Source organism: Dongia mobilis (genome assembly GCF_004363235.1).
Taxonomy (GTDB): domain Bacteria; phylum Pseudomonadota; class Alphaproteobacteria; order Dongiales; family Dongiaceae; genus Dongia; species Dongia mobilis.
Window position 1 is genome coordinate 505525 of sequence record NZ_SNYW01000006.1, and the last position, 14804, is coordinate 520328.

Annotated in this window: 12 protein-coding genes; 7 read left to right on the plus strand and 5 right to left on the minus strand. The window is 64.2% G+C overall.

All coding sequences use genetic code 11. The features are described 5' to 3' along the window. Nucleotides 1-285: 285 nt before the first annotated feature. The 4 genes from A8950_RS03925 to A8950_RS03940 all read right to left on the minus strand — a co-directional run bounded on the left by A8950_RS03925 (nt 286) and on the right by A8950_RS03940 (nt 4944). Entirely contained in the window at nt 286-888 is a 603-nt protein-coding gene (locus tag A8950_RS03925) for a response regulator transcription factor (protein WP_166644984.1), read from the minus strand. 257 nt (nt 889-1145) lie between these two features. Continuing rightward, the gene (locus A8950_RS03930) at nt 1146-2852 is read right to left on the minus strand and encodes a methyl-accepting chemotaxis protein (protein WP_133612290.1); all 1707 of its coding nucleotides are present in this window, start codon (nt 2850-2852) and stop codon (nt 1146-1148) included. Nucleotides 2853-3351: 499 nt separating this feature from the next. Then, complete coding sequence (locus A8950_RS03935; RefSeq protein WP_133612291.1) at nt 3352-4359, minus strand: M48 family metallopeptidase; 1008 nt, start codon at nt 4357-4359, stop codon at nt 3352-3354. 6 nt (nt 4360-4365) lie between these two features. Then, entirely contained in the window at nt 4366-4944 is a 579-nt protein-coding gene (locus A8950_RS03940; RefSeq protein WP_133612292.1) for a LemA family protein, read from the minus strand. 371 nt (nt 4945-5315) lie between these two features. Here A8950_RS03940 and recA point away from each other — a divergent pair, with 371 nt between their 5' ends. Further along, entirely contained in the window at nt 5316-6389 is a 1074-nt protein-coding gene (recA, locus tag A8950_RS03945) for a recombinase RecA (protein ID WP_133612293.1), read from the plus strand. A 154-nt stretch (nt 6390-6543) separates the two neighbouring features. Here the strand turns inward: recA and A8950_RS03950 are convergent, their stop codons facing one another. Further along, nucleotides 6544-7695, minus strand: coding sequence for a helix-turn-helix transcriptional regulator (locus A8950_RS03950; protein ID WP_133612294.1), 1152 nt, complete (start codon nt 7693-7695; stop codon nt 6544-6546). Between the two features lie 127 nt (nt 7696-7822). Between A8950_RS03950 and A8950_RS03955 the strand changes: the two genes are divergently transcribed. From A8950_RS03955 to A8950_RS03980, 6 genes are all read left to right on the plus strand, one after another. Then, nucleotides 7823-8770 (plus strand): hypothetical protein, encoded by a 948-nt coding sequence (locus A8950_RS03955; RefSeq protein ID WP_133612295.1) that lies wholly within the window; start codon nt 7823-7825, stop codon nt 8768-8770. Further along, nucleotides 8767-9816, plus strand: coding sequence for a hypothetical protein (locus A8950_RS03960; RefSeq protein WP_133612296.1), 1050 nt, complete (start codon nt 8767-8769; stop codon nt 9814-9816). Before A8950_RS03955 ends, A8950_RS03960 begins: the two co-directional genes overlap by 4 nt. Beyond that, nucleotides 9804-10331, plus strand: a complete 528-nt coding sequence (locus A8950_RS03965; protein WP_133612297.1) for a hypothetical protein — start codon at nt 9804-9806, stop codon at nt 10329-10331. The genes A8950_RS03960 and A8950_RS03965 overlap by 13 nt, the downstream gene beginning before the upstream one ends. A 172-nt stretch (nt 10332-10503) precedes the next feature. Then, nucleotides 10504-11145, plus strand: coding sequence for a molybdenum cofactor guanylyltransferase MobA (mobA, locus tag A8950_RS03970; protein ID WP_133612298.1), 642 nt, complete (start codon nt 10504-10506; stop codon nt 11143-11145). Continuing rightward, nucleotides 11142-12485: a hypothetical protein gene (locus A8950_RS03975; RefSeq protein ID WP_133612299.1), complete on the plus strand. Its 1344-nt coding sequence runs from the start codon at nt 11142-11144 to the stop codon at nt 12483-12485. The genes mobA and A8950_RS03975 overlap by 4 nt, the downstream gene beginning before the upstream one ends. Nucleotides 12486-12614: 129 nt before the next feature. Beyond that, complete coding sequence (locus A8950_RS03980) at nt 12615-14780, plus strand: methyl-accepting chemotaxis protein (RefSeq protein WP_166644985.1); 2166 nt, start codon at nt 12615-12617, stop codon at nt 14778-14780. Nucleotides 14781-14804: the final 24 nt, after the last annotated feature.

A 14804-nucleotide genomic window follows, 5' to 3' on the forward strand; every position in this document is an offset into this window, starting at 1 on the left:
GTTCGCGGTTTGATCTAAGCAAGTTAACCGTTGCGGTCCAGAATGGCCAGGCGCTCAATCCGTGCCTCGTCGCACGCGACGCCGGGAAGCGGCCTGTCGAAAGTGTGTGGGGGGTGGGAGCGCATTGCGGCCTTTGCCTACAGAATCTCCCGATGGCGAGCTGGCCGTTGCCGGCCATCATTGGGCGCTTTCCGGTGCGGTTTGGGCCGGGAGATGACGGCGGGATGATGGCATCCCTCGCGGGGGCGTATCTGGTGAGTGGGAAACCAGTTCCAATTGGAAGATCTAGTTGTCGTCGCGGCGGAGCGCCAAGGCCACGGCCTGGAGGCGGTTACTGACGCCGAGTTTGCGGAAGATCGAGGTGAGATGCATCGCGACCGTCATCGGTGCCATGGCGAGGTCGCGGGCGATTTCCTTGTTGGATTGGCCGCGGATGAGGCGGTCAAGCACATCCCGTTCGCGGCGGGTCAGCTCCCTGTGCCTGGGTTGTTCGTGGGCAGCTGCGCTGCCGGCAAAAATGCGCTGTGCCCCGCCTAGATGCTTGATCAAGGCCATGAGTTCATCCCAGCCGGCCTGGTGCGACAGCACAGCTGCGGCGCCGAGTTCGCGGGCGCGGATCTGGAAGGCGGCGTCAGGCTGATCCGTCAGCAACAGGATCCGCGACAGGGGGCAGGCATCACGGATGGAGAGCAAGCCGCTAAGATTTGCCATGCCCGGCAGATTGTCCGAAAGCACGATGATGTCGAAAGACTCTTCGTCCCAGCAGAGATCGAGCGCGCGTTGCAGAGTGACGGCCAGAGTGGTCTGGATTTCGAGATCCTGGGTCTGCAAGGCGATGGCAATTGCCTCGCTCAGCAATACGCGGTGATCAGCAAAAAGAACCCGCATGATGGCGCTGTCCTCCATCACTGTTGCGGTTGATTGCCGTTCAACGGACCCTGTTCCGTCTATCACGATTGACCGCACTGTAACCGCAGCCAAAACGCCGACGGGCAGGCATCTGCCTCAGGGGCCTACCGGTGGTCGCACCGGAAGGCGATACGGGTGATCAACCGGTTAGTTCCAGGCCGACCACTCGAGTTCAGCAAAAAAATTGATGAACATCAAATCCGGCCCATCCGGCCTGTCGCCGGATGGGCAGATGTTCAGGCCGCGCGCACGGTGTTAAGGAATTGATCCACCTGCTTTCTCAACTCCTCGCCATATTGAGCCAGCGAGCCTGCGGCCCCCTGGACCTGGGTGGCGGCAGCACCCGTTTCACCGGCAGCCTGCTGGACACTGGTGATATTCGAGGACACTTCCCTGGTGCCGTGCGATGCCTCCTCGACATTGCGGGCGATTTCGGAGGTCGCGGCACCCTGCTCCTCCACGGCGGAGGCGATGGCAGTCGAGATCTCGCTAATGCGCATGATGATGGCGCTGATGCCCTGAATGGCCGAGACGGCATCATTGGTCGCAGATTGAATGGTGCCGATCTGCGAGGAGATGTCATCCGTGGCCTTGCTGGTTTGGGTGGCCAGGCTCTTGACCTCCGACGCGACCACAGCGAAGCCCCGCCCCGCCTCGCCCGCGCGTGCCGCCTCGATGGTGGCGTTTAGGGCAAGCAGGTTGGTCTGGCTGGCGATGTCGCTGATCAGCTGGACGACGGTGCCGATCTGCTGCGCGGCTTCGGACAGGCTTTTGACGCTGCCGCTGGTGCGTTCGGCCTCGCGCACCGCCTGGCCAGCCACCGCCGAGGCTTCCGATACCTGACGCGAGATTTCGGAGACCGAACTGGAAAGTTCCTGCGCGGCGCTGGCGACGGTCTGGACGTTGGTGGCGGCCTGGTCGGATGCCGCCGCAACCGTGACCGCCTGGCGGGTGGTTTCCTCGGCGGTGGAGGACATGGTGAGGGCGGTCGCCTGCAATTCGGTGGCGGCCGAGGACACATTGCCGACAATGCCGCCGACGCTCGACTGGAAGCGATCGGCAAGCGCCAGCATGGATTGGCGTTTTTCGGCAGCGGCCCGTTCTTCGGCGGCGAGTTGTTCCCGCTTCAGTCGGTCGACCTCGATCGCGTTGTCCTTGAACACCTGGAGGGTGGCTGAGATCTCACCCACTTCATCCTTTCGCTCGGTGCCGTAGACCTTGACATTGAGGTCGCCGTTGGCGAGGTCGCGCAAGCAGCCGACGATCAGGCGGATGGGCTTGACGATGCCGAAGCGCGATATGATCCAGCCGAGCAGAATGCCGAGCACTAGGCCAAGCATCGCGATGGCACCGATGAAAAGGCTGCTTTTTTCATATTCAGCAGTGGCAGAGGCAGAGAATGTATCCACCTTGTTGCTGGTGTATTCCGAGAAAGCAACAATTGCGTCTTCCAGGGCCTTGGCGTCATCCTGGCTGCTCAACGCTTCGGCAATAATTCGTTCCTGATGGCCCGTCACCTCAACTTGACCGCTTGCGGCTTCCGCTGCTGATAGCGTGCTGGCGAGATTGGCCATGTATTTCTGATATGCGGCTTCGAGATCCGACAGCAAATCGATCTGACGCGCGTCAGCCGTTTCCTTGACTTCAGCGAGGCGGTCCTTGAACTGTTCTTCCAGGGTGCCGATCGTAGCCTTGGTGTTGGTAACAAATTCGGTTGTCGGGTTCGCGGCGACCTGAAACTCAGCTCGATTGAGGGCGATAACACTCTGGCGCATGCGCGCACCGGTAAAGGCCTCGCGCGAGGCCAGCTCCATTTCATTGCTGGCGTCGCTGAGGCTTTTCAACGAGGTCATGGCAGTTACCGTGATGACCGCGCAGATTGCCAGCAGCACGCCAATAATGACGAATATCTTGGTAGAGATCTTGAAACGGGAGAGATTCATGACGGACGTTCCTCAATGCATATATTCGCATACCGGTTGCAAGCGGTGCGTTGCGGGCGACATTGCGGAGGGTCGCGTTAAAAATATCTGAAAAAGGTATGGCGCATGATGCGCCCCCTAATCCATTGGGTACGGCAAAGTGAACGACCCCTAAGTAGTTAGGGGCTCAAAATCGGGGCGCGTGCCGTGATCAGGCTTGGATGAAGTGCTTTTGCAGGGGGCGATGTAGCAGTCACTCGCCTTCTAAGGGTGAAGGGCGATGCAGCGAAACGGCGGAGAGTTTGAAGACTGTCTGGCGTCAGCGCCCATGAGACAGCTTGCAGGATCTAAGGAACGGAGGGTTTTGATCTCATCGTAACGACGCAGGTGTGAATATGAGGCCAAAACTAAACTCCCCAAAACCCCTAGAAGAAGGTGGATTAGCTACTGCGGCGAGCCACTCGGAAGCATCGGAAATCCAGGTTAGGGCAATACGTGCGAATCTTTTCACTCAGCCGTCCTAACCCCGCCCGAGATTTGTCAGTCGCTCAATCCGCTCGGCGAGCGACGGATGGGTGGCGAAGAGGGCGCTGCCACCGCTTTTGAAGGCCTTCACCGGGTTGACGATGAAGATGTGCTGGGTGGCGCGGTTGCCGATCTCCGGCGCCTTTTCCTTGTGGCCTTCCAGCACCTTGAGCGCGCCGATGAGGCCCAGCGGGTTGCGGGTCAATTGCACGGCGGTGGCGTCGGCCAGATATTCCCGCTGGCGCGAGACGGCAAAGCGCACCGCCTGGGCGGCGAGCGGCGCCAGGATCGCGAACAGGACCAGGATGAGGAGCACGATGAGCGCCCCGCCGCCCTTCTTGCCGGAGCTGCGCGAGCGGCCGCCCATGCGCAGCGAACGCAAGGCGAGGTCGGAAACGAGGGCGATCAGCCCCACCATGATACCGACCGCCGCCATGTAGCGGATATCGAGGTTGAGGACATGGCCCATTTCGTGGGCGACGACGCCCTGCAGCTGTTCGCGGTTGAGGGATTTCAGGAGGCCGCGGGTGACGCCGATGGTGGCCTTCTGCGGGCTCATGCCGGTGGCAAAGGCGTTGAGGGCCTCGGTTTCGATGACAGCGACGCGCGGCTTCGGCAGGCCGGCGGCGATCGCCATCTCCTCGACCACGTTGTGCAGCACCGGCTCGGTCTCGGCCGTCACTTCCTCGGCACCGGTCAGCTTCATGATAATGCGGTCGCCCGACGAGAAGGTGACGATGCTGGCGATGATGCCAATTCCGCCGAGGGCAAGGGCGCCGAGGATGCCGAGGGCGCTGATGTTGAGCGTATCGGCGACCTGGTAATCGGCACTCGCCCAGGCTTCCAGCGCCCAGCCGATGACATAGCCGAGGATGAGGCCGAGCAGGATCAGGATCAGTATCAGCCAGCGCGTGTTGCGCCGGTTCTCGGCCTGGGCGGAGAGGAAATCGGTGCCGTTGACGCGCGGCCCGGTGACCGGCTCCGCAGTGACGGCGGCGTTCATCGGCGCCTAGCGCAGATCGACCTTGGGGGCCGCCTCGACCGCGGCGCGTTCCGCTTCCGCCACCTGCCACAAAGTCGCCTGCTCGAAGCCGAAGCGGCCGGCGATGAGATTGTCCGGGAAGCTCAGCACGGCGGTGTTATAGGCGGTCGCGGAATCGTTGTAGAACTGGCGCGCGAAGCCGATCTTGTTCTCGGTGCTGGAGAGTTCCTCCATTAATTGCTGCACCGTCTCGTTGGCCTTCAGATTGGGGTAATTCTCGGAGAGGGCGAAGAGGCGGCCGAGCGAGGCGGTAAGCGCGCTCTCGGCATTGAGCGAGGCGGCGCTGGGTGTCGCCGTGCCGGCATTGGCCTTGACCGCGGAATTGCGCGCCTCGATCACCTGGCGCAGCGTCTCCTGCTCATAGCCCATGTAATCCTTGACGCTCTCGACCAGATTGGGAATGAGATCGTAGCGGCGCTTCAACTGCACATCGATCTGCGCCCAGCCATTGGCCACCTGGGTCTTGAGGCGCACCAGCCGGTTGTAGAGCGAAACGCCCCAGAACCCGATCGCCACGATCAGGCCGAGCACGATCCAGAATGCCATCGCTGTTTCCCTCGGGTTGAATGCCCAGATGTTGAATGCCCAGAATGCGCGCGCCCGCGTCCGCCAACCCCCGCATCAGACCCGGCGGCGCCATCCTGCCGCATTGGTCCCGGATCGGCAATCGGCCCGGCTGCGGGCGCGCGATTCGCGGGCCCACCCACCACCTCCGCGGGGCCCCGGGCGGTCGTTTTCCTCTGGTAGGCGGCGATGCCCAGAGGGCCCCATATCTAGTTGTTTTAATGTCGAAAAGGTTTATTTGTTCTCTTTTCGATCTAAATACTTTACAACCGGAACAAAGAATGTACATTGAGGCCATTCGGCGCCGAAATTGTCACCCCTCCGGTGCTGTGATCTAAGGTGGGAGAACGCTTATGTCGCAGAACGTGGTGCGTATTCCGGACAGGGACAATATGGACAAGAACAAGGCTTTGGACGCGGCGCTGGCCCAGATCGAGCGCGCCTTCGGCAAGGGCTCGATCATGAAGCTGGGCTCCAGTGAGCAGGCGGTCGAGACCGAGGTAGTGTCGACCGGCTCGCTCGGCCTCGATATCGCGCTTGGCATCGGCGGCCTGCCGCGCGGCCGCATCATCGAGATCTACGGCCCGGAAAGCTCCGGCAAGACCACGCTCGCGCTCCAGGCCTGCGCCGAGGCGCAGAAGGCCGGCGGCACCTGTGCCTATATCGATGCCGAACACGCCCTCGACCCCGCCTATGCCGCCAAGCTCGGCGTCAATGTGGGCGACCTCCTCATTTCGCAGCCTGATGCCGGCGAACAGGCGCTCGAGATCGCCGACACGCTGGTCCGCTCCGGCGCCATCGACATCCTGGTGGTTGACTCGGTTGCCGCCCTGGTTCCGCGCGCCGAGCTCGAGGGCGAGATGGGCGACAGCCATGTCGGCCTCCATGCCCGCCTGATGAGCCAGGCCTTGCGCAAGCTCACCGGCTCGATCAACCGCTCGCGCTGCATGGTCATCTTCATCAACCAGATCCGCATGAAGATCGGCGTCATGTTCGGCAATCCGGAAACGACGACCGGCGGCAATGCGCTCAAATTCTATGCCTCGGTGCGCCTCGACATCCGCCGCATCGGCGCCATCAAGGACAAGGACACCGTGGTTGGCAACCAGACCAAGGTGAAGGTGGTGAAGAACAAGCTGGCGCCGCCCTTCCGCGTGGTCGAGTTCGACATCATGTATGGCGAGGGCATCTCCAAGACCGGCGAACTGATCGATCTCGGCGTTGCCGCCGGGGTGGTCGAGAAATCCGGCGCCTGGTTCTCCTATGGCGGCCAGCGCATCGGCCAGGGCCGCGAGAATGCCAAGCAGTTCCTGCGCGACAATCCGGCCATCGCCAACGATATCGAGCAGAAGATCCGCGCCAATGCCGGCCTCGTGGCGGGTGCCATGATGGATGCCGGCGGCGACAAGGAAAGTTCGGACGACTGAGATTGGTCGCCCTGCGCGGGCGGCTCTGGTGACTTCCGCCGCCAGAAAGGTGGCAAGCGCTCTCTCTCCGGCAGGCGCGCCGGTCCGGGACCAACCCCTGGCCGGCGCGCTTCGTCGTCTGGAAGAATGTGTTGTCGCCGGCAAGCCGCCCGGCTCAGCGCGTGCGCAGGAAGCAGAATCGTTCGATCCGCCGCAGCAGATCCTTTTGTCCGCGACTTCCGGTCTTGGCGAGGGCCGCCTTCAACTGCTTCCGGGCGGTATCGCCCTTGATGCGGCGTGCGCGCGCGAAGCTCTCGACGTCCTCGCCTGCGGCGAGGGCACCCACCACGCGCAGTTCCGCGTCGGTAAGGTCGAACAGCGCGGCAAAACGCTGCAACTCCAGCTCCGAGAAACTGTGCTCCAGGTCGAGGGGCGTCACGGTGACCAGGATCATCTCGCCCGGGACGTCCATTTCGCCGGGACCGCTCAGCTGACGCATCAGGCGAACGCCGAACTGGCGCCCGGTCCGGGCATCGACCACCAGCGCGCCTGTCCCTGAAGCCGGATCGGCGGATGATGGCGTCGGGTTCCGCATCGTCGCGATCGCCCGCTGCAGTGCTGCATTCGTGCGACTGTCGCTGAAGGCCAGGGCGCCCTCCTGCTGCTGCATCATCCCGGCGCGGATCAGTTCCTCGGCCAGGCGATTGCTGAAGCGGATTCGACCGCGCGCATCGACCAGCAGCACGGCCTTGCCGCTGTCATGCCACAGCTGACCCAGCATGTCGCGCTGGGTCGCGATGTCGCGCAGATGAAGATGCAGCCGCAGGCTCTGCGCGATATGCGGCATGAAGGCCTGCAGCCGCATCGTCTCGCGGCGGGAGAAAACGCCGGGACGACCCTTCGCCACCCCATACCAGATGAGCGTGCCGCCCATCGACATATGCGCCCCGGTGATGTCGTGCAGCCCGTTCTTCAACTGAAAGTCCTGATAAACGGGACTGTTCTGCCGTTCCTCCGCCGACCAGATGTCCCGATCCGCGATGACGGCGCCGGCATCGGTGTGCAATCTGCGGGGAACCCGTGGATCGATCGGCAGGTAGTCGCGCATATAGGCGCGGATGGCCTCCGGTTCGCCATGTTCGAAGCGGTTCAGGATCTCGGTCCGGCGCGCGGCATCGTAGACCATCAGATGCGTCGATTCGGCGCCGATATCCGCGGCGATGCCGTTCATGATACGCGGCCACAATTCCGGTGCCGACGCCGCTTCGTAGATCTCCTGAACCAGGCGCGAAAACGCGTCCCCGGCCGCATCCAATCCGCAAATCATGACAGCATGATTAGCGGGATGAAACTCGAATGCAACGATCCATTCCCCAAATGGGGAATGCGCCGGCGCCAATCCGCCGCTATTCAGTACATAGACGTGAGATTTGCCATGGAACAGTCGAGGAAAGATGCGCCACAACATCCTGACGCTTGCCGTTCTGCTGCCCCTGGCCGGGGCGGTCCTTGTCGCCTGCGAGCCTGGCATGGGGCCGTTTCAGCCAAGCCCCTTTGCCGGTTTTCCGCCGAATTTTGCCGATGCCAAGCTGAACGCCTATCGTGCGCAGTATCTCTCCGACATCTCGCAACTTGAGGCCGATCCGACCGCCTTCATGGGCAGAAACCAGCCGGGGATTACCTGTGCCATGTCGGCAGAGGCGCAAAAGGCCTTTGCCGAGGCCAGCTATATGCCGCCGCTCAATGAACGGAGCCCGACCTGGGAAAAAGTCACCAGCGCCAACGACTACCAAAAGAGCCCGCCGATCTTCGACCAGGCCACCGTCAAACTGCTGGAAGGCGATTGCACCGGCGGCGCGATCAACGGCCGGGCAAGCGTGCATGCCCGCTACAATCGCCTCGATCGAAGCGGTTTCGTGGCCGCGCAGCAGGGCGAGTATGTGAGCTTTCAAATCCTGGCGGTCGAGCTTCGCGAGACCTGCGACTATCTACAGTCGCGGCGCGCTGGGAATTGTGCGCGATACCAAGTGCTGACGCTCTCGGGCGCCACCATGTTCGAGGGCAAGCTGCTGCCCGACCAGGGTGGCGTGGCCCACAAAATTTTCGTCTTCGATTACGGCGCCTATGCCGATGACCGCGAGCGCGGGGTAGGTGTCGCCTTCCAGACCTATGGCGACAGCCACCCATTTGCGGGCCAGAACACCACGCTTGCCCGCTTGCCCGATGGCGCCGATCTGATCCGCTATGAAGAATATGCCGGCGGCGAGCCGCCGTCAGTCATCTATTCCCGTCTGCTGCCGGACTATCTGTTGCACGGACCGCTCTATTGGGGCGGCGGCATCGAGATGTCCTGCTACGACCATGGCAAGGAGGTTATGCGCGTGGATTGCGGGAGCGAATGATGAGCATCATCCGCCTTATCCTTTTGCTGCTCCTCGCTGGCCCGTCGACGGCACTTGCCCAGGAAGGCATTGAGGTCAGCCCGGAAGCGCTGCAGCAACTCATCGACCAGCAGCCGCTGGTGCCAAAGATCCCCGCCCGGCGCGACGGCTACGAGCTGCGCGATACCGCCGGCGGCGGCAAGGAGGGCGTATCGTTCCACAATGGCGATGCCTTCATCGGCGCCTTCCGCAAGAGCGTGTCGCCAACCGGCCGCATGAGCCATTGGGTCTTCGATCGTGGCATCTACGCCACGCAAGACGGCGACCGCTACAGCGGAACCTTCTATTATTTCCACTTCATGTATACCGAACTGGAAAAGGCGGCGACGCTGCTGCCGCAGGATGGCACCTATATCCTGGTCGGCAGCCATCTGCCGAGGGGCGGGCTGCCGAAATCCGGGATATTCTATGGCTACGTCCAGCAGCAGAAGCAGTTGGACTGGCTGGAAGCGAGCGAGGCATTCCTGGCCGAGTTCGAGCAGGAACATGCGCAACAGGCCCAACTCTACGTCGCCAAGATCCGCCGGGAGGAGGCGGAAGCCGCGGCCGAGGCGGAGAGCGGGTTTTCCTTCGGGCAGGCTCTGGCGCTGGGCCTGGGTGCCGCCGTCATCGGCACGGCGGATATTCCCTCAGCCGATGCCCTTCAAATCGGCGCGGCCCTGGCGACGGATGTGCTGAGCGGCGGCCAGACAAACGCCCTCGGCCAGTATACGAACAACCAGCAATCGGCGCTGCAATCCGCCACCGCGAATTCGGCCGGTTCCGGCGCCGGCTCCCCGGCCGGGGAGCCGGCGGCGACGGCGCAGTCCAGCTATCAGAGCGAGCAGGTGACCATTACCTGTCCGTCCGGTGTCTCCAGCGTCATTCCCCTATCCTTCAAGACCCAGGCCTGTCGCAGTGCCATGATCTCGTTTGCCAAGGCCTATGCCTGCAACATGATCGATGACATGAACGCCGCGGCGGCGAGCTGCCAGAATGCGTGCGGAAACGCCCAATGCCGCGAATGAACCTGAAAAACCTGCTGGCGGCGCCGCTGCTGTCCGGCGCGCTGTTGTCCGGCACGCTGCTGGCGCATTCCGCCCGCGCCGAGACGGTCGACTATGTTATGCTGGACGAGGCCACCAGGGCTGCCATCAAGCAGGCGTGCCATGGCTGGATCCTCCAGGACGCGGTCGACCGCATTGCCTCCTGGATCGATGCCGTCGCGCCGCTCTGCGATGCCGAGGAAGCGGCCCGGCTGCGCGCCTTGGCACAGCCGGCGCAGCCCGTTCCGCCTAAGCAGGCGATCGGCCAGGTGCCGAGCGATATCGGCGGCACCGGCTCCTGGGACCCGATCCGCATCGAGTGCCAGAACGAATACATGTGCGTCACCCAGCGCAAGCGGGCCGAGGTCATGGGCCGGCCGGTCAACCTCGCCGAATACCAGCGCATCGCCGCAGATTGCGATGGCGAGTATTGGTGCATCGAGGCCGCCTTCGACAAGTTGCCCGATCTCGATATCCCGCCGGCGGCGCAGCAATAGGTGGACACCGCGCGGAACACGGCGATAGAACTTCCATCTGCGCCGGTGGTGACGACGCCCGTCGGCAGGAGGCCAAGCGTGGAATAACCTATCCCGCCTGGACGGCTGCCCTCGCCTGAACGCCGCAGCGCGGTGCTGTACGGAAGGTTCGCCTGCGGCTATCTTGCCGGCCATGAACGGGACCATTCCAGCCATCATCCTGGCCGGCGGGCGTGCGTCCCGCCTCGGCGGTGGGGACAAATGTCTGCGGGTGCTTGGCGGGCGGCCGCTGCTCGCCCATGTGATCGACGCGATCGCGCCGCAGGCCTCGCCCCTCATCCTCAACGCCAATGGCGACGCGTTGCGCTTTGCCGCCTTCAATCTGCCGGTGGTGGCCGATGACCTGCCCGACCAGCCGGGACCGCTCGCCGGCATCCTCGCCGGGCTCGATTGGGTGGCGGCACAGCGGCCCGGGACCGAATGCGCGCTCAGCGTCCCGGCCGATTGCCCTTTCCTGCCGCCCGATCTGGTGGTGCGCCTCGCCGACGTCCGGGCCCGGCACGATGCCGAGATCGCGCTCGCCGAAAGCGACGGGCGTCTGCACCCCGTGATCGGCCTCTGGTCCGTCGCCTTGCGCAGTGATCTGCGCCGCGCCCTGACCGTCGACGGCTTGCGCAAGGTCGAACGCTTCTGTGACCGCCGTCGCAGCATCCGCGTGAACTTCGGCACGGTTGGCGGCGACCCCTTCTTCAACATCAACACGGATGCAGACCTTGTGGCGGCGGAGCGCCGCCTCGCATCGGTCGGTCCAGCCGCAGCCGGAGTTTCATCTTGACCTGCCGTTCCCTTGTCACCCCAGGTGCCGTCCTCGGCGCCTGCACCTTCCTGTTGCCGTTGCCGGGGCTCGCAGCCGATCTCGCCGCGTCCGAAATGGACGCCATCTGCGGCGACCGCGCCGGCTGCCAGATCATCGCGGTCAGCGACGCGGGCCGCGGCGCCACTGGCGCCGACCAGCGTGTCGCCGAGATCGTCCTTGCCCTGGACCCGGCGATGGTGGAACAGGGGGAGGTCGGCTGTCGCTCGACCGAGGCGGCGCTGGCGGGTGGCGATCCCGATGGCGGGCGCGAGTTCTGGCTGCTGGCCGGCGATGCCGCGCCGGTCCAGATCCTGTCGCTCTGCAATGACGGCTATGGCGCATCCGGCGTTGGGGAGGATCTGGTCGAGATCGGCGACAACATCGTCACCCACAGCCAGTATGGCGGCTCCGCCTGGCGCTGGCAGGTGAGCAAGACCATCCGGCTCGACCCGCTCGCGGTGCTGCGCGAGGAAAGCTGCTCCTATCACAACGTGGCGCCGGGCAGCGGCCGCCTGACCTTGGTCGATCACACGACCCTGTCGGCGCGCGAATATGGCTGGGTGGTTGCCGGCAGGGCGGAGGATGACCTGCCGATGGGCTGTCCCGAGGCGCCGGCGGATGCCACCCTTCCTTTGCCGCCACAGCCCGCAGGTGAAACGCTGGCGGGATATGCCGTGCCGGCACCCTTCGCCGCCGATGCCAGCCAAATGCCGGAGGGGACCACGCTGGGAAGCTGCGGCCTGTCGCTGGCGACCGATGGCGCCAGGGGCTTCCTCATTCACGGTGCGGCGGCGGCGCCCGAGCGTGCCGCGGAACTTCGCGTCATCGCCGAGACCGAAAACGCGCTCCTCATTCAGGTGCGCGACCCGTTGGCCAGCGACAATGCCGGGGCGACGTCATGGGTCGGCCAGCCCCATGTCGAGATCTGGACGGCGCAGGAGGGCGCCGGCGATGGCGCCACCGAGCACGTCCAGATCGGCATCACCCTGGACGGCCTGGTGCATGAGGGCAAGGGCAAGCTGGCGCAGCCGCCGGCGGTCACGTCATGGCCGGCGCTGGACGAGTTGGGCCGCGAGGTCACGGTCCTGCGCGTGGTCTGGGCCGATCCCTATGGCTTCCTCGCCGGGCTCGGCGTGGTCTATTCGCAAGCAGAAGGGGGCCGGCAGAAGCGCCTCGTCGCCAATGCGCCGATCCGCAAGAACACGCCGCTCTTCCTGCCCGGCGTCTGGAGCCATTATCCGGATGATTCCGGCATTCCCAATGGTGGTTGCGCTTTCACCGGCGAGCCGCCGCGACTTGACCTCGACTCCACTCCCTGATTGGTCGCGCAATGTTAACGCAGATTTAAGCTTCTCGACGGATTAATTCCCTATTCTCGATTTCTGAAATCGCCAAATTCAGGTCGCCAGCTATCGATCGCCAGCTGTTGATCGCCAGGGGGAATGATCATGTCCGTCGCAGAACAATCAAGTGGCACCGGCAAGGGGCGCATGGGCTTGCGCGCTCGCGTTTTGCTGTCCGGCATTCTGGTGATGTTTGCCGGTATCGGCGGTGCCGGCGGATTTGCCGGCTGGACCGCCTACAAGCAGGCGGAAAGCGACGCGATCGACAATCTGCAAGCGATCGCACAGGGTGCGGCACGGCAGGTGACCGGCGCCATCCAGCCGGCCATCGACATTGCCGAAACCATCGGCCGCGCCATGGAAGGCGCCAAGCAATCCGCCATGCCGCGCACCCAGATCAAGGATCTGGTGGTGCCGGTGATCGGCGCCAAGCCGGATTATGCCGGCAGCACGGTGGCCTTCGAGCCCAACGGCTATGACGGCAACGATGCCGCCTTCGCCGGCCAGGCACCGGAGCAGGATGCCGAGGGCCGCTTCGTGCCCTATTACTACAATTCCGATTCGGGCGTCGCGATCGAGACGCTGGTGATGACGATCGACGCCGGCATCGAGGGCTGGTACTCGGTCCCGCTCGCCAACAAGCGCACCACGCTGACGCCACCCTATATCTATCCGATCGACAACGTGCCGGTGCTGATGGCGACGGTGAGCGTGCCGATGATGGATGGCAGTACCGCCTTCGGCATCGCCACGATCGACATGAAGATGACCAAGTTGACCGAGGAACTCGGCCGCATCCGCCCGATGGAGAGCGGCGAGGTTCTGTTGCTCAGCGACAACGGAATCTGGGCTGCCAATCCCGACGCCAACCGGCTGGGCGAGGTCATCGCCACCGAAAGCTTTGTCGAGAAGAATGCCGCCGGCGAAGATGAAACCAAGACCCGCGACTTCGCCGCCGAATTGCCGCTGAAATCGCAATACGACCAGTTCCTGGCGAGCAAGGCCACCACACCCTGGGTCAAGGTGGATGCCACCAGCGGCAATTACCTGGTCTTCATGCCGATCAGCTTTGCCGGCCCCAGCGAGATCTGGACGCTGGTCATTCGCGTGCCGGTCGCGACCGTGCTGGCCAAGGCAAACCAGCTGCTCTGGACCATCGCCGCCATCGTGGTGGCGGCGCTGCTGCTTGGTGCCATCGTCTTCGCCTGGGTCGGCAACCGCATCGCCAAGCCGATCGTCGCCCTGGCCCAGGTGACCAGCGATGTGGCCCACGGCAACTTCGCCGCCGATGTCAGGGGCACCGAACGCGGCGACGAAATCGGCGAACTGGCGCGGTCGGTTGAGGTGCTGAAGCAGGGCCAGCAGGAAAAGGTGCAGCTCGAGGCCGAGCAGAAGGCCGCCGCCGCCCGCGCCGCCGAGGAGAAGCGCGCCGCCATGCAGGCGCTGGCCGATTCCTTCGAACGTTCGGTCAAGGGCGTGGTCGACATGGTCGCCAAATCCGCCCAGCAATTGCAGGACCATGCCCGCTCGATGACCGATGTCGCGGAGGGTGCGACCCACCGGATCGGCGAGGCCTCCGGCGCCACCGACCAGGCCTCGGGCAGCGTCGATGCCGTGGCCGCGGCGGCGGAACAGCTCTCCGCCTCGATCAGCGAAATCAGCCGCCAGGTGGCGAGTTCGTCCGAGGTGGCACGTGCCGCCGTGGGCGAGATCGGCAGCGCCAACGAGACCATGAAAGGCCTGGTCGCCGTCTCGCAGCGGATCGGCGAGGTGGTGAAGCTGATCACGGCGATCGCCGAGCAGACCAATCTGTTGGCGCTCAATGCCACCATCGAGGCGGCGCGCGCCGGCGAGGCCGGTAAGGGCTTTGCCGTCGTCGCCAACGAGGTGAAGGCGCTGGCCAGCCAGACTACCAAGGCGACCGAGGGTATTTCGGTCGAGATCCAGGCGATCCAGGGCTCGACCGACAATGTCGCCAAGGCGATGGCGACGGTGACGCGCACGATCGAGCGCATCGACGAGATCTCGAGCTCGATCGCGGCCGCGGTCGAGGAGCAATCGGCGGCGACGCGGGAAATCTCCAGCAACGCGCAGCAGGCTTCCGGCGGCACCCAGGCGGTGCGCCAGAACGTCACCGGCGTCGAGACGGCCGTGCGCTCGGCGCGCGACACCGCTTCCGGCGTGCTGAGTGCGGCCGAGATGATGGCCGAGCAGGCCCGCTCGCTCAATCGCGAGGTCGAATCCTTCATCAGCCAAATCCGCGCCGGGTAGCGTCATCCGATGCGGGGAAAGCCT